General features: G+C 69.3%; 15 protein-coding genes. 4 read left to right on the top strand and 11 right to left on the bottom strand.

Annotated features, from left to right (window positions below):
* Window positions 1-5: 5 nt before the first annotated feature.
* The 3 genes from hmgA to J8I34_RS17465 all read right to left on the bottom strand — a co-directional run bounded on the left by hmgA (window position 6) and on the right by J8I34_RS17465 (window position 3,919).
* Window positions 6-1,325 carry a homogentisate 1,2-dioxygenase gene (hmgA, locus tag J8I34_RS17475; protein WP_209775586.1) on the bottom strand — a complete coding sequence of 440 codons (1,320 nt, stop codon included), beginning with the start codon at window positions 1,323-1,325 and terminating at the stop codon, window positions 6-8.
* Window positions 1,326-1,372: 47 nt separating this feature from the next.
* Entirely contained in the window at window positions 1,373-3,082 is a 1,710-nt protein-coding gene (locus J8I34_RS17470) for an FAD-dependent oxidoreductase (RefSeq protein WP_209806543.1), read from the bottom strand.
* Between the two features lie 450 nt (window positions 3,083-3,532).
* On the bottom strand, window positions 3,533-3,919 hold the full coding sequence (locus tag J8I34_RS17465; protein WP_029046965.1) for a helix-turn-helix domain-containing protein: 387 nt from the start codon (window positions 3,917-3,919) through the stop codon (window positions 3,533-3,535).
* Window positions 3,920-4,256: 337 nt separating this feature from the next.
* On the opposite strand from J8I34_RS17465, the gene J8I34_RS17460 reads away from it, so the two are divergent.
* From J8I34_RS17460 to J8I34_RS17450, 3 genes are all read left to right on the top strand, one after another.
* Entirely contained in the window at window positions 4,257-4,862 is a 606-nt protein-coding gene (locus J8I34_RS17460) for a TetR/AcrR family transcriptional regulator (protein WP_245175978.1), read from the top strand.
* A gap of 185 nt (window positions 4,863-5,047) precedes the next feature.
* Window positions 5,048-6,031, top strand: coding sequence for an alpha/beta fold hydrolase (locus tag J8I34_RS17455; protein WP_348635785.1), 984 nt, complete (start codon window positions 5,048-5,050; stop codon window positions 6,029-6,031).
* Between the two features lie 15 nt (window positions 6,032-6,046).
* Window positions 6,047-6,376, top strand: a complete 330-nt coding sequence (locus tag J8I34_RS17450) for a DUF2917 domain-containing protein (protein WP_209806542.1) — start codon at window positions 6,047-6,049, stop codon at window positions 6,374-6,376.
* 120 nt (window positions 6,377-6,496) lie between these two features.
* Here J8I34_RS17450 and J8I34_RS17445 read toward each other — a convergent pair whose 3' ends face one another.
* The 8 genes from J8I34_RS17445 to J8I34_RS17410 all read right to left on the bottom strand — a co-directional run bounded on the left by J8I34_RS17445 (window position 6,497) and on the right by J8I34_RS17410 (window position 18,725).
* Window positions 6,497-6,838 (bottom strand): DUF3325 domain-containing protein, encoded by a 342-nt coding sequence (locus J8I34_RS17445; protein ID WP_051320438.1) that lies wholly within the window; start codon window positions 6,836-6,838, stop codon window positions 6,497-6,499.
* Window positions 6,822-8,444, bottom strand: a complete 1,623-nt coding sequence (locus tag J8I34_RS17440; RefSeq protein ID WP_371748091.1) for a PepSY-associated TM helix domain-containing protein — start codon at window positions 8,442-8,444, stop codon at window positions 6,822-6,824. The genes J8I34_RS17445 and J8I34_RS17440 overlap by 17 nt, the downstream gene beginning before the upstream one ends.
* Window positions 8,441-8,764: an iron uptake protein gene (locus tag J8I34_RS17435; protein ID WP_209775590.1), complete on the bottom strand. Its 324-nt coding sequence runs from the start codon at window positions 8,762-8,764 to the stop codon at window positions 8,441-8,443. Before J8I34_RS17435 ends, J8I34_RS17440 begins: the two co-directional genes overlap by 4 nt.
* 68 nt (window positions 8,765-8,832) lie before the next feature.
* The gene (locus tag J8I34_RS17430) at window positions 8,833-11,028 is read right to left on the bottom strand and encodes a TonB-dependent siderophore receptor (protein ID WP_209806539.1); all 2,196 of its coding nucleotides are present in this window, start codon (window positions 11,026-11,028) and stop codon (window positions 8,833-8,835) included.
* A gap of 179 nt (window positions 11,029-11,207) precedes the next feature.
* Window positions 11,208-12,653, bottom strand: coding sequence for a lysine N(6)-hydroxylase/L-ornithine N(5)-oxygenase family protein (locus J8I34_RS17425; RefSeq protein WP_245175977.1), 1,446 nt, complete (start codon window positions 12,651-12,653; stop codon window positions 11,208-11,210).
* A 23-nt stretch (window positions 12,654-12,676) separates the two neighbouring features.
* Entirely contained in the window at window positions 12,677-13,771 is a 1,095-nt protein-coding gene (locus J8I34_RS17420; protein ID WP_209806538.1) for a GNAT family N-acetyltransferase, read from the bottom strand.
* 32 nt (window positions 13,772-13,803) lie between these two features.
* Window positions 13,804-15,504 carry a cyclic peptide export ABC transporter gene (locus tag J8I34_RS17415; RefSeq protein ID WP_348635787.1) on the bottom strand — a complete coding sequence of 567 codons (1,701 nt, stop codon included), beginning with the start codon at window positions 15,502-15,504 and terminating at the stop codon, window positions 13,804-13,806.
* Entirely contained in the window at window positions 15,501-18,725 is a 3,225-nt protein-coding gene (locus tag J8I34_RS17410; RefSeq protein WP_209806536.1) for a non-ribosomal peptide synthetase, read from the bottom strand. Before J8I34_RS17410 ends, J8I34_RS17415 begins: the two co-directional genes overlap by 4 nt.
* Window positions 18,726-19,053: 328 nt before the next feature.
* On the opposite strand from J8I34_RS17410, the gene fhuF reads away from it, so the two are divergent.
* Entirely contained in the window at window positions 19,054-19,737 is a 684-nt protein-coding gene (fhuF, locus tag J8I34_RS17405) for a siderophore-iron reductase FhuF (protein ID WP_209806534.1), read from the top strand.
* Window positions 19,738-19,769 lie beyond the last annotated feature (32 nt).

Genomic DNA, 19,769 nt, shown 5'->3' with positions numbered 1-19,769 from the left:
CGGGTTCAGCGGACGTTCGGGTTGAAATGCTTCTTCAGGCCTTGCCAGCAGGTGTAGTACTCCTGCTGCAGCGAGGCCGACTGCGCCGCGTAAGGCGTCGGGCGGATCACGCCCGGGGTCTCGAACATGAAAGCCATGGTGTTCTCGATGTGGTGCGGCGTCGAGGTATCGGCGGCGCTGGCCTTCTCGAAGGTCTCGGCGTCGGGACCGTGCCCGCTCATGCAGTTATGCAGGCTGGCCCCGCCCGGTGCGAAGCCCTCGGCCTTGGCGTCGTAGACGCCGGTGATCAGGCCCATGAATTCGCTGGCGATATTGCGGTGGAACCAGGGCGGGCGGAACGAGTCCTGCATCGCCAGCCAGCGCGGCCCGAAGATGACAAAGTCGATGGTGTCCACGCCCGGGGTATCCGACGGCGACTGCAGCACCAGGAAGATCGACGGGTCCGGGTGGTCGAAGCTGATCGAGCCGATGGTGTTGAAGCGGCGCAGGTCGTACTTGTACGGCGCGTAGTTGCCGTGCCAGGCCACCACGTCCAGCGGCGAATGGCCGATCCCGGCGCGCCACAGGTTGCCCTGGAACTTGGCCACCAGCTCGAAATCGCCTTCGCGGTCTTCATAGCTGGCCACCGGCGACAGGAAGTCGCGCGGGTTGGCCAGGCCGTTGGAGCCGATCACCCCCAGGTCGGGCAGCTTGAACAGCGCGCCGTAGTTCTCGCAGATATAGCCACGCGCCTCGCCATCCGGCAGCTCGACGCGGAAACGCACGCCGCGCGGGATCACAACGATTTCCTGCGGTTCCACTTCCAGGCGGCCCAGCTCGGTCACCATCAGCAGGCGCCCTTGCTGCGGCACGATCAGCATCTCGCCGTCGGCGTTGTAGAAGAAGCGGTCGTGCATCGACTGGTTGGCCAGGTACAGGTGGATGCCGCAGCCGCTCATCGCTTCCGGGCCGCCATTGCCGGCCATCGTGACGATGCCGTCGATGAAATCGGTCGGCACCGACGGCATTGCCGGCGGGCTCCAGCGCATCTGGTTGGGCGACGGCGGCACCTGGTCGAAGCGGCTCAGGAAGCGCGACTGCTCGACCTGCGTGAACGGCTGGTGCATCGACGCCGGGCGGATGCGGTACAGCCACGAGCGGCGGTTATGCGCGCGCGGCGCGGTGAAGGCGCTGCCGGACAGCTGCTCGGCATAGAGGCCGTAAGGCGCGCGCTGCGGCGAATTCTGGCCCACGGGCAACGCACCGGGCAGCGCCTCGGTGGCGAATTCGTTGGCGAAGCCGGACATGTAGCCGTGCTCGGCGAGCTGGGTGTGCGTGAGGTTCATGGTGGTGTCGTCAGCGTTGCGGTGTCGGTCGGGGGGTTCAGGGTTCTCTAGTGAATCTGGCCGTTGGCTGGCAGGCACAGCGCGCGCAACAGCGCGGCCAGCACGGCTTCGGCATCAAAGGCTCGCCAGCGGGCACAGACGTGCTGGTCGGGACGGATCAGGTAGCAGGTGCCCGGACGGCCGTCGTAGCGGCCTGCAGCAAGGCCTTCGGCATCGCTCACATGGCGCGGGCCTTCAGGCGGTGCAGCTGGCGGTGCGGCGGGCGGGCCCGGCGGCACCACGAACAGCAGGCGCACCGGCACCGCGGCGGTTGCCAGCCGGCGGCGCGCTTCGGCCGGAATAGCGCCGCCGTCGCCAAAGACAAGCAGCGTGAAGTCGTTGCCCAGTTCGCCGAGCAGCCAGCCCGGCCGCGCGTCGCCGTGGCGCTGCAGCGGCGCATCCACGCACGGCGCACCCGGCACCATCGCGCCCGCGAACACATCGCGGTCCGGCGTATTGAGCGGCGAATCACGCAGCACCGTGGGCAGCGACAGCCGGCCGCTGTTGACCAGCTGGCGCGCGAACGCATGGCGGCGCGCCAGGCGCAGCACGGCATCGCGGAAGGTGCGGCTCACGGCGCTCTTGGGCGTGATGAAATCGGTGGAACGCGTCGAGTGGCGGATGTTCTCGTCGGCGGCGGCCTCGCGCTCGCTGGCATAACTGTCGAGCAAGGCATCGCCAGCGCGTCCGGCCAGCACCAGTGCCAGCTTCCACGCCAGGTTCTCCGCATCCTGCACGCCGCTGTTGGCGCCGCGCGCGCCGAACGGCGAGACGCGGTGCGCGGCATCACCGGCGAACAGCACGCGGCCGTGGCGGAAGGCATCCATGCGCTGGCAGCAGAAGGTATAGACGCTGACCCACTCCAGCGTGAAGGCCACGTCATCGCCCAGCATGGCGCGGATGCGCGGGATCACGCGCCCGGGTTGCTTCTCGGTTTCGGGATCGGCATCCCAGCCCAGCTGGAAATCAAGGCGCCAGACATCGTCGGGCTGCCGGTGCAGCAGTGCGGAGCGGCCCGGGTTGAACGGCGGGTCGAACCAGAACCAGCGCTCGGCCGGAAATGGCGCGGCCATCTTCACATCGGCGATCAGGAAACGGTCGTGGAACACGCGGCCCTTGCTTTCCAGGCCAAGGCCCTGGCGCACCCCGCTGTGGGCGCCATCGGCGGCCACCACGTAGCGCGCGTGCAGCACGTAGTCCCCTTCAGGCGTCGAGACCGTCAGCGCGACTTTGTCCTGGCCCGGCGCAACGCCGGTGACGCGATGCCGCCAGCGCAGTTCGATGCCGGGCAACCCGGCGGCGTGTTCGATGAAGAAGCTTTCCAGGTAGTACTGCTGCAGGTTGATGAAGGCCGGCCGGCGATGGCCCGCCTCTGGCAGCAGGTCAAAGCGGTACACCTGCTCGTCGCCGAAGAACACCTTGCCGACATGCCAGCTGACGCCCTTGGCCGCGATCCGTTCGCCGCAGCCGAGACGGTCCAGGATATCCAGCGTGCGCTTGGCGAAGCAGATGGCGCGCGAGCCGGCGGCGAGGGTGTCGTCCTCATCCAGCACGACCACGGGTACGCCGCGTTGCGCCAGGTCGATCGCTGCGGTGAGACCAACCGGCCCCGCGCCCACCACCGCCACCGGGTGGACCGCATGCGCAGCCGCCGGCAGCGAGCGTTGCTCGGCGCCGGGCTGGTACGCGAAGGGGCGTTGCGGGTTGATGGTGTCCAAGGCGTCTCCATGCGGCGCTACGCTGGCGCCCCGGGAACCCTTTGCTGGGCCCTGCCGGTTTGGGTGAGTTCGCTACGGAATTACGTATTCCGTAATTGATTTACTATATCGTAATCTTGGTAAACGGGCGTGTCAAACCGAGCCGGCGTATGCGCAAGGCAGCGCACCCACTGGAGTTGTAGGCCGGAACCGGAAAAAGGGGAAAAGTGTGAACTTCAGCGCGCGTCAGGCATGGGACGCGGCGGTTTCAAGAAGTCGGGCAGAAGACGCAGGCAGTCACCGGCGCAGGGACCGCGGCGGCGTGATGGAGGCACCGGGCGGCGCAGACAGCGCCCGGGTCGATGACAACCGGCGCGGTGCGAAGGCCGCGCCGCGCCGGTTATTGGTGGTCTGGAACGCCGTCCGCCTGCACCGGCCCGTGGAGACGTGGCCGGCCAGGCAGCGGCCGGATCAGACCGGCTTGTGGCCCTCGCCGGTACCGGAGCCAAAGCCGCCGCCCTGCGCCGGTGCCGTGGCCGGTGCCTGCGCACCAGCCGCGGCCGGCTGGCCGGCCATCGAGGCTGCCGTCACGCCGCCGTTGCGGCTGGCGATAAAGGCGTTGACGTCTGCTGCGAGATGCTGCGGGGCCAGCACCACTTCCAGGCCCAGCGCCTCGCAGGCAGCGAGGAATGTCGACATGCGGGGATCGGCTTGCCCCGATTCTGCCCGCAGGTAGGCTTCCCGCGAGATGCCCGCTTTGCGGGCGACGTCCTCTTGCTTGAGCTTGCGCGCGCGGCGCAGCGCCCGCAGTTGCCGGAACGGTTCGCTAGCGCCTCTTGGCACGGCTGTACTGTTCATGTCGGTCTCCAGTCACCAGTGAAAAAAAGTGCGCGGACGTGCATTCGAGTATAGAGCACGCAAAGCGTTCCGTATGTAACCGCCGAAACACTTTGTGCAGATTTCTTCCAAGTCCGCAATTCGCCTCTTGCCCCGGCCGGCAAACGGAAGGCAAAAGGCCGCATCCTGCACAACATCGCCGCATCGCAAAGAGACTAACGACCCTTGGCGGTTCGCGTTGACGTCACACGCCCTGCGTATGACGTTATGGCCTTCGCTGCACAACTTCGCAAGTCGGGGCAACTACCATGCATCCGGTTTCGTTGACAAACCGACCGGTCGTGCTATTCTTCATCCCATGCAAAAGGGACAACTCACCCGCCACGCCATCATCCAACAGGCGTTCGATACCGCGACCAAGGTCGGCTTCGAGCAGCTGTCGCTGGCCACGCTCGCCGCGGACACCAACATGTCCAAGAGCGGCCTGTATGCGCACTTCAAGTCCAAGGAGGCGTTGCAGCAGGCGGTGCTGGATCTCGCCATCGAACGCTTCGGCGAAATCGTGGTGCGGCCGGCAATGCGTCAGCCACGCGGCATGCCGCGGCTGGAGGCGCTGTTCGAGGGCTACCTGGAGTGGCTGGGCGGGACGGTGACGCAGGGCCGGTGCCTCTTCATGGCGCTGGGGCAGGAATACCGCGACCGGCCGGGCACGATCCGGGACCTGGTGGTGCAGTCGCTGAAGGACTGGCACAGCACCGTGGCGCGCGTGGTTGGCGATGCGATCGACGAAGGCCAGTTCGGCACGGGCGTGGAGCCGCGGCAGTTTGCCTTCGAACTGTCCGGCATCGGCATGGCGTTCCAGCAGTCGTTCAAGCTGCTGGGCCGGGCCGATGCCGAGGCCATGGCGCGGCGCGCGTTTGGCGCGCTGGTGGCACGCGCCGCCGAGGGCGCGACACAGAGCTGACAGAAGAACCAGCAAACGAGATTGGCGCCGGCGCTATCCCGCCGGCGGGCAGCAACCTTCCGGCGGCTTTTTTTACTCTAAAAAAGCACGACTGGTCGGTCTTAAAAATGCGCGCGGAAAACCGCCGGCTGGCGCCGGTTCCGATGATGCCGCGCCAAGCCAGCAATCGATTGGAGGTGCAGGTCGTGACGCAAGCAGTCTCTTCCACTTCCCCGGCGACCTCCGCCGGCCCGGCGCCGGTCGCCAAGGCACCGGGTAACCGACCCGCCGCCCTGCCGTCCTGGCAACGGCTGCGCTGGCAGGCGGGCAGCCTGGTATCGCCATCCGCCACCGCGCGTGCGCTCGAGCGCCTGTGGTTCACGCCGCCGCGCGCCGCCCCGACGTCGGCGGCCCGCCGCTTCCTGGACACCGCCCGCAGCGACTGGGCGCTGGTAACCGGTCACGGGCCCAGCCGCCGGGTGCGTGTCTACCGCTGGGGCGATTCCGGCCCGGTGGTATTGCTCGCCCACGGTTGGGGCGGCCATGCCGGCCAATGGCATGCGGTGGCCGGCAGCCTGGTGGCGGCCGGCATGCGCGTGGTGGCCTTCGATGCGCTATCGCATGGCGCTTCCGATGCAGGCACGCGCGGCGCGGCACAGACCTCGGTGCTGGAAATGTCGCGCTCGCTGCTGGCCGCCGCCTGGCATGCCGGCCCGGTCCACGCCGTGGTGGCGCACTCGCTCGGCGGCGCGGCCACCGCGCTGGCGCTGCGCGAGGGCCTGCCGGCGCGCGCCGCGGTGCTGGTCGGCTCGCCGGCCGATATGCACGCCGCGTGCGCGGCACTGGCCTGGCAACTCGGCATCGCGCCGGCGGTGCTGGCACGCATGCAGCGGCAGAGCGAGCGCTGGCTCGGCATGCCGTGGTCGGCGTTCAACGTACCGGAGATAGGGCGCACGCGTCCGGTGCCGCCCACGCTGGTGATCCACGACCGCGGCGACAAGGAGGTGCGATGGGAGGACGGCGCCGCGATCGCCGGCGCCTGGCCCGGCGCGGAGCTGGTCACCACCGACGGGCTGGGCCATCGCCGCATCCTGCAGGACTCCGCCGTGATCGGCCGGATCGCCGGCTTTGTCCGGCCGAAGGCCGCGGACACGGTGACGGCCACGGCGGCCACCCTGGCCGTGAACTGAACCCCGGAGGCCATCATGTTCCTGGTAAGCAACGATATGACCGCCACCCTGCCCGCACGCAGTTCGCTGCGGCTGGTGGCCGATACGGGCGAGCACGTCGCGGTGCGCTGTACCGAGGGCGAGTTGTGGCTGATCCGTGATGGGGATCCGAAAGACACGTCCCTCGCCGCCAGCGAATCGTTCACGGTGCCAGAGGCTGGCACCGTGGAGCTCTATGCCGTCACCCGGGCCAGCGTGCGTGTCACGCGCTGCAGGACGGGCGCGGCAGGGGCGCGCGGCTGGCGGCACTGGCTTGCACGTTTCCTCCCGAGGCAACGTGCCGGCTACGCGGGTACCCACCGCTGAGTCCCCACACCGCTCGTCTGCAGGCGCCTGCGCGCGCGCGCGTTGGGGGAGGGTTGTGATTTCAGGCGGTTAATTGCATTATCGCGGACGAGCGGAGTACCGCCCGTCTCCTGCTCCGGCTCAGATCCGCAGCGCCGCCAGCATCCGGAGCGCGATCGGCCGCAGCCAGCCGCGCCGCCATGTCAGCGTGAAGGCGACCGCCATCGCGCCGGCCATCATCGTCAGCGCCCACAACAGCACGCCAAAGCCGGCGCCGTTGCCCGGCAGTGCGGCCGCGGCGCCCAGGGCCACCAGCGCCCAGGCCACGCCGCGCAGGCGCCGGCGCGACCGGTCCGGCAAATCGCCGCCCTGCCCCGATAGCTCGTTCCAGTGCCGCTCGCTGGCGCAGGCAAACAGCACAAAGGCGCCATACGCGCACAGCGCCAGCGCGATCAGCAACAGGTGGTCAAGCGCGTTCGGCATGATCTGCCTCCTCCAGGTCTCGAGCAGCCGCCACGCGGGCCGCTTCCACTTGCCTGACGCGGCGCGCCGTCGTCAGGGCAAGCGCGCCGGTCAGCAGCAGCGCGATATCGACACCCGCCACGGCAAACTGCCCGCGCGCCAGCGCCAGCGGCAACCAGTCGCCGGTGGTGAGGCCGTTGCACACCGGCGCTGCCACCGCCAGCGCTGCGATCGCCAGGCATTGCTGCCGCCACGGCACCAGCGTGCGGCTGCCTGGCCGCATCGCCACGCGCGCGTGGATGGCCGTGGCCAGCCAGACGAGAAAGAACAGCCCGGCCTCGATGAACTCGCGCGACGGCAGCGTCATCGGCAGCAGGCGATTGGCCACCATCATCGCCAGCGTCGCGATCACCAGCCCGGTCGTCATGGCCGCGGTAACGGCGGCGGCCAGGCGCACGCCGCGCTCGCCATGGCGCGCATGGCGCTTGTCGAGCCAGTACAGCTGCCCCGTGCCGATCAGCACGCAACCGGCCAGGCCGCCAAGGAAATACAGCCAGCGCAGCGGCCAGTGGTCGAAGGCGATGAAGTGCATGCCGGTCAGGAAACGCTGCGTGGTCGCCGCGGGCTGCAACGGCGCGTGGTGCAGCAGCGCCCCGGTGGCGCCGTCGAAGTAGGCGGCGTCGTCCGCCAGGCTGACGCGGTCGCCCACCGAGCGGCTGACCTTGACCACCGCGTTGGCGTCGCCCGGGTTCCAGACGCGGATCGCGGCAGGCGCCGCGCCGCCCCAGCGCGCGCGCGCCGCCTCGACCATCGGCCCGAGCGGCGCCATCGGCGCGGCCACGCCCGCAGCCTGCCGCGAATAGCCCGACAAGGCCTGGTCGTAGAAGGCATTGGGCTGCTGGTACAGCGCGTTGATGCCGGCCGGGATCAGGATCATGTAGACGATGCAGATGCCGGAGAAGGAAATCACCGCATGGAACGGCAGCGCCAGCACGCCGGTCAGGTTATGCAGGTCGAGCAGGCTGCGCTGCAACTGCTTGCGCGGCCGGAAGGTGAAGAAATCGCGGAAGATGCGCACGTGCACGATCACGCCGGAGACGATCGCCGCCAGCATCGCCATCGCAGCCAGCCCCACCAGCCAGTAGCCGATGTTCCACACGCGCAGGTGCAGGTTGTAGTGCAGCGGGTAGAAGAAGGACGATGCCCCGAGCGTGCCGACTTCCGGCAGCAGAGCGCCGGTGCGCGGATCGGCCAGCCGGATCTGTCCGCCGGCCGCGGCATAGCGCACGCGGGCGATCATCACCGGCGTGCGCGCCTCGGGCAGCGTCACGGCCCATTCGCGCAGCGGCTTGCCGGCGGCCAGCGCCTCCACCGCACGCGGCACCACGGTGTCGATATCGATGCCGGGCGGCGCGGCCTCGATGCGCGTCGCCGGCATCATCCAGCGGTCGATCTCGCGGTCGAACACCGCGACCGACCCCATGAAAAAGGCCACCATCAGCACGCCGCCGAGCAGCACGCCGATCCAGGTATGCGCCCAGGTCATGGCCTGGCGCAGCCCGCCTTCGTGTGCCGCAGTCTTGTTCGCCGCGGCACGGTTATTGTTCTTGCGCACGGTCTTGCTCACGCCAGCCGCTCCCCGAGCCATTGCGCCACGCCGGCGCCGATGGCGGCGCCGGCCAACAGCACCAGCCATACGCGCCACAGCCGCCGCGTCACCAGCGCCCACAGTGACATCAGGGGAAACAGCAGGAAGGCCAGCATCGAAAACCAGAGCACCGCTTCGCTGCGCGGCAAACCGAGGCGCCAGCCGAGCACGGCACCGCCGGCAGTGATGCCCCAGGTGAAAGCGTAGCTGCCGGCCAGCGCGGCCAACGCGCGCACCGTCATCGCCAGCGCCGGACCGATGGCGCCGCGAGACGGCAAGGATGAGGGACTATCGTTCATTGGAATATCCTGCAGAACGCGGCCGGCGTGGCGGTGCGATTCGCGGCACCGCCATGCCGGCATCGCGCTTACATCTTCATGCGTACGGTGAACATCGCCGCGCGCGGCTGGCCATAGATGTTGCCTTCGCGCGGGTTGTTGATCCGCGCATAGTAGCTGCGGTCGAACAGGTTGGTCAGGTTCAGGTCGGCCGAGACATGCTTGTTGAAGTCATAACCGATCGCCGCATCGAAGGTCGCATAGCCGCCGCGGCGCAGCGTGACCGCGCCGATCGGTGCCGGGAACAGCGCGGTGTTCTGCACATGGCTGACCGCGGTCATGCCGCCGCCGATGCGCCAGCGCTTGAAGTCGCCGGGCAGGCGGTACTGCGTCCACAGCTTGAACAGGTGCTTGGGCGCGATCGCCGAGAATGCCGTGTTGAGCTGGCCGGTGCGGTCCTGCAGGTCGGTGGTGACGTTGAAGGTATAGCCGGCGTAGACGGTCCAGTTCGGCGTGATGCGGCCGCTGGCCTCCAGTTCGAAGCCCTGGCTCTTGGTCTCGCCCTGCGACACGTAGAACGGGTTGCTCGGGTTGGTGGTGTTGACGTAGTCGACCGTGGCGCGGCCGGTCTCGCGCACCTGGAACAGCGCCACCGAAGTGTTCAGCGCGCCTTCGAAGAACTCGCCCTTCACGCCCACTTCATACTGCTTGCCCTTGATCGGATCGACCAGGTTGCCGCTGGCGGTGAAATACTCGTCCTGCGGCTGGAAGATCTCGGCGTAGCTCGCGTAGGCCGACCAGTGCTCGGTGAAGTCGTAGATCAGCCCGGCGAACGGGGTGAACTTGGCGTTGATGTTGTCTTGCCTGGTCACGCTGGCGGTCGGCGTGTACTGGCGCGCATTGATGTCCCACCAGCTCAGGCGGCCGCCCAGCACCAGCGTCACCGGGTCCAGCAGCGAAAAGCGTGCGTCGCCGTAGACGCCATACTGCCGGGTCGCGGTGGTGGTGCCCGAGCCGTTGGGGGTGAAGACCGGCTTGGCGAAGTCGCTACGCGGGTTGAAGATGTTCACGACCTGCGTGAACGGCGTCGACGAGTACCGCGGGTCGCGCCGCTCAGAATCAGAGAAATTGAAGCCGACCAGCGCCTTGTGCCGGCGCCCGAACAGCGAGAACGGGCCGTTGGCATAGACATCGAAGCTGGTCTGCTCCTGCGTGTAGGTCTGCTTGGCAGCGAACAGCGTGGTGGTATTCACGCCCGGGATGACCGGCGAGTAGGCGTACGCCTGCTCGCGGTGCATCTGGTTGTTCAGGTAGCGCAGCGCGCCCTTGACCTGCCAGCCGCTGTCGAACTTGTGCTCCAGCTCGGCAAAGGCCGAGGTGGTATAGAAGTGGTCGCTGTTCCAGTCGGCACCGAGGTAGGTCGAGCGCGGCACGTCGAGCAGGCTCGCCTGGCGCGTGACCGGGTTGTAGTAGGCCGGCAGCGTCCACGGCTGGCGGCCCTCCGAATCCTGGTAGCTCGCGCCCACCGTCACCATGGTGCTGGGCGTGATGTCGTACTCGACCACGCCATAGAGAGCACCGGTGCGCATATTGGCCTTGTCGATGAACGAGTCCTTGTCCTGGAAGGCGCCGGTCAGGCGCGCGCGCAGCGTGCCGTCGGCATTCAGCGCGCCGCCCGCGTCGATCTCGGCGCGGTAGTTGTTCCACGACCCGACCGACAGCGCGCCCTGCACCTGCGTCTCGCGCGTGGGCTTCTTGCGCACCAGGTTGATCGCGCCGCCGGTCTTGCCGGCGCCGGACAGCAGCCCGGACGGGCCCTTCAGCACCTCGACGCGGTCGATCATCGACAGATCGGGCTGCACGGTGTTGCGCCAGTCATACTTGGTCGGCACGCCGTCCAGCAGGAAGGTGTCGATCTCCAGGCCGCGCGAATAGTAGATGGTGCGTTCCTGGTCGCGCTTTTCCACGAACACGCCGGTGGCCTGCGCCAGCGCGTCTTCCAGCGTCACCAGGTTCTGTTCCCTGATGCGCTCGCTGTTGACCACGGTCACCGATTGCGGGACTTCGCGCGCGGTCAGCGGCACTTTGCTGCCGGCCGTCGTCGGCGGGTTGACCGGATTCTCGCGCACGCCGTTGACCGTCACCGCCGGCAGCGCATGCTCCGACGGCTTGGCAGCACTGCCGGTAGCGGCAGCGGCCGTTGCCGGCGTCGTTCCCGTGGTGGCTTCCTGTCCAAAGGCCGATGCGCTGAAGACCAGGCCGACCGCGGCCGGGATCCAGCGCATGGCGGTGCGGCACGACGTTGCGGCCCCGTTCCGTGCTGCCCGCGCGCGTGCGTTCGCGCGTCTGTTGCTGTGTTTCATGCCCTTCTTGCTCCCCTGCTCTGTTGTTGAAAATGTTGGCCACAGGAACCGGCTCGCGGCCATGCGGTCGCCAGCCGGTCCTCGCATTGGTTTTCTTGTGTTCAGTGCGTGCCGGCGTGCGCCATCCGAGACGGACGGCTGCGCGCAGGCTCTGGCGCAGCGGCGCGCACGTTAGCCAGGCCCTGGCTTTCGCCGTTGCCCAGCACCGCCGCCGCGATCTCCTGCGCACGCACCGCCAGCACTGACAGCAAGGTGTCCGACAAGCCGTGCGTCGCTTCGCAGCAGCCCTGCAGGAACACGCCCGCCTGGCAGCCCGGCGCCATCTGCAGCCGGTAGTCGCGGTCGGCCTGGAAGCCCTTGGCGTCGTCCAGGTATGACGCCAGCGGCGCCAGCAGCGACTGGTGCAGCTCGCGCCGGTAGCCGGTGGCGAGGATCACCGCGTCATAGCGCTGCAGCTGGTGCGCGCCGTCGTCGCGGCGCGCGATGTCGAGCCGCACGCCGTCGGCATCGGCCTCGGCGTGGCGCGCCTCGCAGCCGGCCAGCAGGCGGTGGCGCACCTTGCCGGTGACCTTCTGCTGGTACAGCACTTCATAGATGGCTTCGATCAGGTCGGTATCGACCACCGCGTAGTTGGTGTTGCCGAATTCGCTCAGCAGCTGCTCGCGCTCGTTGGGCGCGCGCGAGAACAGGTAGTCGATATAGCGCGGGTTGAAGATCTCGTTGACGAACGGGCTGTCGTCGGCCGGCTTGAGCGCCGGCGCCCGGCTGACCAGGTCGACCTCGATATTGCCTTCGCGGCCGTGCAGGTCGAGGAAGATCTCGGCGGCGCTCTGCCCCGATCCGATCACCGCGACCCGGCGCACCGGCCCCGACTGCCCGAGCCGCTCCAGCGACTCCAGGTAGTTCGACGAATGGAACACGCGCGCATGTCCGCGCAGCGGCACGAAGGTGTCGGGGATGCTGGGCGCGCCGCCCACGCTGACCACCACGTTGCGCGCGCGGCGCACCGTCAGCGCGCCATCGGCCGCGCGCGAGGTCACGCGCAGGCACGCCAGGGCGCCATTGCCGCCATGGCCTCTATTCGCGCCGGCGGCCTCGGGCTCGACGGCAACCACTTCCTCGCCGTAGTGGCAGGTGTCGGCAAAGTCCGCCGCCACCCACGACAGGTAGTCGTTGAATTCGTAGCGGCTCGGGTAGAAGGTGCGGGTATTGATGAAATCCAGCAGCCGCTCGCGCTCGTGCAGGTAGTTGATGAAGGTATAGCGGCTAGCCGGGTTGCGCATCGTGACCAGGTCCTTCAGGAACGAGATCTGCATGCGGCTGTTGTCGAGCAGCATGTTGCCGTGCCAGACGAAGCCGGACTTCTTCTCGATAAAGCCGAAGCGGAACGGCGCCTGCCGCGGCAGCATCTCGCGCAGCGCCACGGCCAGCGCGAGGTTGGACGGGCCGAAGCCGATGCCGAGCAGGTCGAGCACGGGCGGTGCGCCGGTACCCACGGCACCCGGGCGGGCACCGTTCGCGGCGACGGTCGAAGCTGAGTAAAGCATTGGGGTCTCCTTTCGCGGCGGGTTCAGGCGGCAAGCGCGGCAAGTTCTGCGGGGGCTTGCGCCGGCGCGTCTTCCTTCGGCACCCACAGGCGCTCGCCGAAGAAGCGTTCGCGCAGCAGCATCACCAGCATGGCGCGCTTGTGCGGGAAGTCGAAGGCCTTGACCTTGGCGAACCCGGAACGGTCGAGGTTGCGGATCTGCTGCACGTGGTCGATGCGGGGTTCGCCGACGATGCGCTGCGTGCGCGGATCGTCGAGGAAGATGTAGTGCATCAGTGACGGCAGCCAGGCGCTGATATACGCCTTGCCGCGGATCTCGCCATCGCCGATCAGCACGTGCCAGCCGCGGTCGAAGTCGTCGGCGTCGTAGTACGGGCCGATGCGGTTTTCCCTGGCCCAGTACACTTCGAAATAGGCGAAGGGCTTGCCGTCCAGGCAGCCGATCAGCGGAATGGTGTGCGGGTCATCCAGCTGCGCCCGCAGGTAGCCGCGATGCTTGGCGAGATCGCCTTCTTCCTGCCAGAACACCGCCACGCGCGGGTCGTTCATCCAGCCGTGGAAGCACTGAAGATCGGCATCGAGATCCGCCACGCGCATCGAGAACACCTGGTCCAGCCAGGGGATATGGCGCGCGTAGACCTGGCCCGTCGGCTTGGGCGCGCGCAGCGGATGGCGCTTGCCTGCGCTCATGGCGTACTGCAGCGGGAAATCGCGGCCCGACGTGCCGGTGTGCCACAGCGCCGGCAGCTGCCACATCTGCTCGACGCGCGAGACCAGCTGGCCGCCGGCATCGCGTACGGCGCTGCCTTCGCGCAGCATGGCGGCGGCGAGGGCCTCGGGTACGTCCAGTGCAATCGCTTCGGCGGCGGGCGTGCGCGCCAGCGCCGCTTCGCAGGCGGCGAACGTGGCGGCGCGTGCCAGCGGGAGGTCTTGCGTGGAGCCGGCAAGCGCAAGGCGGGGCTGCACGTCCGGCGTGAACTGCCACGCCTGCAGCGGCGCGTCGTCCAGGCTGAGCTGCAGCGTGGCGCCTTCCCAGCGGCTATGCAAGGTGGCGGAGGATGCGTATGACCAGGGCTGGCCGGCGACGGCATGGGTCATCGAAGACGCGGTGCTTTGCATTTGAGCTGACTCCCTCTGAATGTTGGCGCGCGTCATGCGGCGGCCTGTTGTTCGTTGTGTTCGTTGTGTTCGTTGTTGCCGGGACCGGCGCCGGCGTTGGCGCTGTCGGCGCTGTCGGTGCGGATCACGCCGCTGTCGCAGCGGATCACGCGGTCGGCCACGTGGAAATAGCGGTCGTCGTGGCTGACCGCGACGATGGTCTTGCCGCTGCGCTTGAGTTCCGGCAGCAGCGATTCATAGAAGTAGGCGCGGAATACCGGGTCCTGGTCGGCGGCCCATTCGTCCAGCAGCAGCACCGGCCGTGCCTCGACATAGGCCGCCAGCAGCGCCAGCCGCTTGCGCTGGCCCTGCGACAGCTGCGTGGTCGACAGCAGGTCGTCGCGGATCGAGACCTTGTGGTCCATGTGCAGCCGCTTGAGGAAAGCACTGGCAACCGCGGCGTCGAACTTGCCGTCCGGGCCAACCAGCCGCGCAAACAGATGCGCGTTGGAGAACACGGTGGCGAAATGGCTGCGGTACCAGGGCAGTTGCGCCGCGCCTACCGTGGTGCCGCCCAGCGACACACTGCCGTCCGTGGGCTGGTACAGGCCCGCCAGCAGCTTCATCAGCGTCGATTTGCCGCTGCCGTTGCCGCCGACGATGAACACGGTCTCGCCGGCGGCCAGCGTCAGCGACACCGGGCCAAGCCGGAAGCCACGCTCGTCGCCCTGCCCCGGGTAGTCGTAGCGCACGTCCCGCAGCGCAAGCAGCGGCGTCCCAGGCGCCGGCGCCATGGCGGTGGCGTTGTCGCTGGCATGCAGCGCAAAGTCCTCGGTGTACGGCGCCAGCCGCAGCGTGTCGATCTTGCGCAGCGCGACGTTGCCGGTCATCAGGATCGGCAGCGTGCCGACCAGGTCGTTCAGCGGCATGCGCAGGAACATCAGCACCAGCACGAAGGCGGTGATGCGCTCGCGGGCAATGCCCAGCGCATCGCCGGCGATAAAGATCGCGCAGGCGAGCCCCAGGATCAGCGCCGCGGTGAACGACAGGCTCAGCACCCAGTAGCGGTCGGCACGGACTTCATGCGCGCGCGCAAACTCGGCGGCGGGCTCGAAGTCGCGCTGGTAGAAACTCTGCTTGCGCCAGGCGTTCAGCGCCAGCTCGTAGCGGCCATCGATGGCGCCCTGGTAGCCGGCGTAGAGGCGGTCGTCGGTGTCGCGCACGGCCTTCATCAGGCCGCGCATGCGCAGCACCCAGCGCTGCGCCAGCAGCACGCCGCCGCCCAGCACCACGGCGCCGAGCACGAACAGCTGCCACGACAGCCAGCCCAGGTACAACAGGCCGCCCACCACCAGCACGCCGTTGTAGAACACGAACGGCACGCGGTTGAAGGCCATGCCGATCGAGGCGATGTCCTTGGTCAGCGTGGCATAGACAGTCGGGCCGCCGATCGCTTCCAGGCGCTCGACGTCGGTATCGAGCACGCGCTTGAGCATGCGCATGCGCATGTCGTAGACCACGCGGTGGCCCAGCGCGGTCAGCAGCGCCTGCGAGCCGAAGCCGCAGCCGAACAAGACGGCCAGCAGGCCCAGCAGGATGCCGATGCGGCCAGCTTCAAGCGCAGCCGGCGCGGCAATCATGCGGTTGATCTCGGCGATCAGCGCGATGCCCGCGAGCGCGCTGCAGGTACCCGCGGCCAGCGCCAGCAACAGCAGGCCGCCAAAGCGGCGGCGCAATGACAGGAACAGGTTCACAGGGTCTCCAGCAGGTCGTTCATGAAGGCCAGGTCGGCGTCGGCATCGCGCCGCCCGGTCCGGTCGATCGCCGCGGCCATGTCGCGCAGCAGCGGCGCCGCGAACAGCGCCGGCAGCGCCAGTTCGCATGCCATCTGCTCACGGATGCGGGTCTGCAACCGCACCAGCAGCAGCGAATGGCCGCCCAGCAGGAAGAAGTCGTCGTCGGCGCCGGCCTCGGCCACGCCCAGCACCGCGCACCACAGCGCGGCGAGCGCGTGCTCGGTCGGCGTCGACGGCGCTGCCGCGGCGCGCGGCGCGGCCGGTTCCGGCAGCGCCTGGCGGTCGACCTTGCCGTTGGCGTTAAGCGGCAGCGCGTCGAGGCGCGTCAGGCTGGACGGCACCATGTAGCCGGGCAGCTGCTCGCGCAGGCGTGCCAGGATGGCGTCGTCGGACGCTTCGGCATCGGCCGCGTAGTAGGCACAAAGCCGCGCCATGCCGTCCGGGCCGGGGCGTGCCACGCACACGGCGTGCCGCACGCCTCGGCAGGCGGCCAGCACCGCCTCGACCTCGCCCGGCTCGACGCGGAAGCCGCGCACCTTGACCTGGTGGTCGCGCCGGCCGAGGAACTCGACGATGCCGTCTGCACGCTTGCGTGCCAGGTCGCCGGTCCGGTAGAGCCGGTCACCCGCCATGGCGCCGGGCGTGCCTTGGGGGAACGGGTTGGGCACGAAGGCCGCGGCGGTGCGCGACGGGTCGGCGGCATAGCCGCGCGCCAGGCCGGCACCACCGATATAGAGCTCGCCGGCCACGCCCGCGGGCACCGGCTCCATGCGCGCGTCCAGCACGTAAAGCTGGTTGTTGGCGATGGGATGTCCGACCGGCGCCAGCGCCCACGCGGGCATGCCTTCGCCCTCGCCCGCCAGCGCATGCGCTGCGGACCAGACCGTGGTCTCGGTCGGGCCATAGACGTTGCAGACTTCGGCGCCACGCGCCAGCAGCGCCGTCGCCAGCTCGCGCCCCAGCGCTTCGCCGCCGCACAGCACGCGCAGGCCCTGCCATGCCGGCGTGGCCTGCGTGACCAGCATCTGCCAGGTGGCCGGCGTGGCCTGCATCACGGTGATGCCGTGGGTAGACATCAGCGCCGCCAGCCGCGCCGGATCGCGCGCATCGTCGCGCGTGGCGATCACCACGCGCGCGCCGCCGGCCAGCGGCAGGAACAGTTCCAGCCCCGCGATATCGAAGCCCAGCGTGGTCACCGCCAGCAGGCGGTCGTTGCCGTCCATCGGCACCACCGGCGTCATCGCGCGCAGGAAGTTGGCGAAGGCCGCGCGCGAGATCTGCACGCCCTTGGGCGTGCCGGTCGAGCCGGAGGTGTAGAGCGTGTAGGCGAGCTGCGCCGGATGGCAGTCCACCGCGGGGACGGTCGCGGGCGCGGCATGCCACGGCGGCAACGGCGACGCCTGGCCGTCGACCAGCACCACGCCGCCGCTGTCGCCCAGCGCGGCACGCGTGATTGATGCCGCGAGGATCAGGCGCGGCCTGGCGTGGCGCAGGATGTGGGCGTTGCGCGCGGGCGGGTGGTGCGCGTCGATCGGCAGGTAGGCGGCGCCTGCCTTGAGGATGCCCAGCAGCACCGCCACCAATTCCGGCGTGCGTGGCAGGCAGACGCCTACCAGCGTGTCGGTAGCCACCTGCTGCCCGGCCAGCCAGTGCGCGATGCGGCTGGCACTGGCTTCCAATTCCGCGTACGTCAGGCTGGCACTGCCGTCGGTGATGGCAATGGCGTCCGGCGTAGCCGCGGCGGCGCATGCGATGCGGGCCACCACGTCGTCTTCGGCGTCGAGGGCCAGGCCGGTGTCGTTGGCACTGGCCAGCGTCGTGGCGCGCTCGCTTGCGTCCATCAGCGGCAGCGCGTCGAGCGGCACGTCGGGCGATGCCAGCATCGCGCCGAGCAGTTGCTCATAGTGCCGGGCCATGCGTTGCGCAGTCGCTTCGGCAAACAGCGCGGCATCGTATTCGAGCGTGGCCGCCACGCGCTCCGCGCTGGCCTGCACGTCGAGCGTGACGTCGAACTTGGCGCTGTCGTCGGGCACCTGCAGTGCGCTCGCCTGCAGGCCGGGCAGCGCAAACGACGCGGCTTCGCCCATCTGCAGGTTGAACATCGCCTGGAATACCGGCGTGCGGCTGGGGTCGCGCGCCGGCGCGAGCTTGTCGACCAGCAGTTCGAACGGCAGGTCGGCATGGTCGAGCGCGGCGCGGGCGTCGTCGCGCACCTGCTGGCACAGCGCGCGGCCGGTCAGGCCCGGCGCCAGCCGTGCGCGATAGACCTGGGTGTTGATGAAGCAGCCAACCAGGTCGTCGAGTTCTTCATGGGTGCGCGCGGCGTTGGGCACGCCGACCGCGAAATCGGACTGGCCGCTGTAGCGCGCCAGCAGCGCCTGCCAGGCCGCCAGCAGCACGGCGAACGGCGTGGTGCGGCCGCCGCCGGCGTCGCTGCAGTAGTCGCGCAGCGCGGCCACGACGCCGTCGGACAACGTCCAGCGGATGCGCCCGCCCTGGCCCGCCGGGCGCGCCGGACGCGGCGCGTCGAGCGGCAGTTCCAGCGCGGGAATTCCGGTGCCAAGGCGCTGCGCGAAACGCGCCAGCGCGCTGTCGAGGGCAGGTCCCGCCAGCCGTTCGCGCTGCCATGCGGCGTAGTCGGCGTACTGCACCGGCAGCGGTGTCCAGTCCGGGTTGGTGCCATCCAGCGCGGCGCCATAAGCGCGTGCCAGGTCGCGCGCCAGGATCGGGTTGGACCAGCCATCGGAAACTATGTGGTGCATGGCCAGCACCAGCACGTGGGCACCGTCGTCCAGCCGGGCCACGGTGACCTGGATTGGCGCGGCGGCGTGCAGGTCGAACACGCGCGCGGCTTCGCAGCGAAGCAGCGCATCGACCTCGCCAGCCGGCAGGTCGACCCATTGCACGGGAGGCGCCGCATCGCCGACCAGCTGGCAGGGCTCGCCGTCGCCGGCCGAGAAACGGGTACGCAGCACTGCGTGGCGCGACGTCACCAGCGCCAGCGCCCGCTCCAGCGCCGGTGCCGACAGCGGCCCCTGCAGGCGCCACGCGCGCACCAGGTTATAGGCGGTGCTGTCCGGCGCGTAACGCTGCAGGAACCACAGCCGCTGCTGGGCGAAGGAGAGCGGCGCCGGGCCGTGCGCGGCGCGCGCGCGGATCGTCAAATCGGGCTGCGTCATCGGGTCTTCTCCGGAGCGGCGATGCGGGCGTTGCTGGCCTGCCTGCCTCGGCCCACGCGGGCCCGCCTTGGACCAGGCATGGCCGCAAGCGCTTCGCCGCCGCGCAGATGCCTCCGCCGGCTTTGAGGAAAGCGCCCGGGTTCGGGATTGTCTTTACAAATGCAATTGCGAATATACCCGATAATCATTCTCATCTTCAACTATAAAGATGGCGTTGAATACACAAAAACAACGCCGTTCAGGGTTGTCTCTCTTGTCTGCTTTGCTACCGCTACCGTTGTTGCTTGAACTGTTTCCAGGCCCTCTGCGCCAATACGCCGAAGCCGTGGTGGCCGGTCCTTCCGCGCCCGCGGACATCTCCGTCGCCATGCTCGGCCCGACGCCGGCAAACCCCTTGTCCTGGGCGCTGCAGGCCAGCGCCGCGCACCACGGCAGCGACGATGCGCGCGTGACCGGCTCGGTCTGGGCGCGGCATGGTTTCTCGTCGCTGCTGCCCGGCGTGGTGGCCGCCGCCGCGCTGGCGCACCACGTGCTGCCGCTGCGCGACGCCGCGATCCGGCCCGATGGGCACGGCCGCGCAGTGACGCTGTTGTTGCCACATGGCGGCGAGGCACTGCACGGCGCCCCGCCGCAGCAGCGCTACGGCGCGCTGCTGGATGACCTGCTGGTGCCGCTGGTGCAGGCGCTGGCTTCGGCCAGCGGCGCGTCGCCGCGGCTGCTGTGGGCCAATGCCGGTGCCGTTGTCGCCGAGGTGTTCCGCCATGCGCCCGCCCTGCTCCGGCCGGGCCTGCCTGCCACCGGGGCCACGCTGGCGCAGGATGCCGCGTGGCTGATGGACACCCGCACCCGCCCCGACGGCCGCGACAACCCGCTGCATGCGCCGATGCGCGCGTACCGCGTGACCCGCGACGGCACCACCACCACGCTGTGGCTGCGCCGGCTGTGCTGCCTGCGCTACCGGGTGCACGGCTTCCCGTTGTGCGGCGACTGCCCGCGCCAGTTGCTGCGCTGAGGCCATCGCCCCCTGCCACGCCACCTGCACCA

This window comes from Cupriavidus phytohabitans (genome assembly GCF_017815025.1).
GTDB lineage: Bacteria > Pseudomonadota > Gammaproteobacteria > Burkholderiales > Burkholderiaceae > Cupriavidus.
Note: the sequence above shows the minus strand (reverse complement) of the source record. Positions and strands in the feature narration are given on the sequence as shown.

Coding starts and splice junctions, on each gene's coding strand:
- J8I34_RS17445 (WP_051320438.1), bottom strand. CDS start 6,838: ATGCCGAACGCGCTTGACCACCTGTTGCTGATCGCGCTGGCGCTGTGC.
- J8I34_RS17430 (WP_209806539.1), bottom strand. CDS start 11,028: ATGCGCTGGATCCCGGCCGCGGTCGGCCTGGTCTTCAGCGCATCGGCC.
- J8I34_RS17450 (WP_209806542.1), top strand. CDS start 6,047: ATGTTCCTGGTAAGCAACGATATGACCGCCACCCTGCCCGCACGCAGT.
- hmgA (WP_209775586.1), bottom strand. CDS start 1,325: ATGAACCTCACGCACACCCAGCTCGCCGAGCACGGCTACATGTCCGGC.
- J8I34_RS17420 (WP_209806538.1), bottom strand. CDS start 13,771: ATGCAAAGCACCGCGTCTTCGATGACCCATGCCGTCGCCGGCCAGCCC.
- J8I34_RS17425 (WP_245175977.1), bottom strand. CDS start 12,653: ATGCTTTACTCAGCTTCGACCGTCGCCGCGAACGGTGCCCGCCCGGGT.
- J8I34_RS17460 (WP_245175978.1), top strand. CDS start 4,257: ATGCAAAAGGGACAACTCACCCGCCACGCCATCATCCAACAGGCGTTC.
- J8I34_RS17435 (WP_209775590.1), bottom strand. CDS start 8,764: ATGAACGATAGTCCCTCATCCTTGCCGTCTCGCGGCGCCATCGGTCCG.
- J8I34_RS17465 (WP_029046965.1), bottom strand. CDS start 3,919: ATGAACAGTACAGCCGTGCCAAGAGGCGCTAGCGAACCGTTCCGGCAA.
- J8I34_RS17410 (WP_209806536.1), bottom strand. CDS start 18,725: ATGACGCAGCCCGATTTGACGATCCGCGCGCGCGCCGCGCACGGCCCG.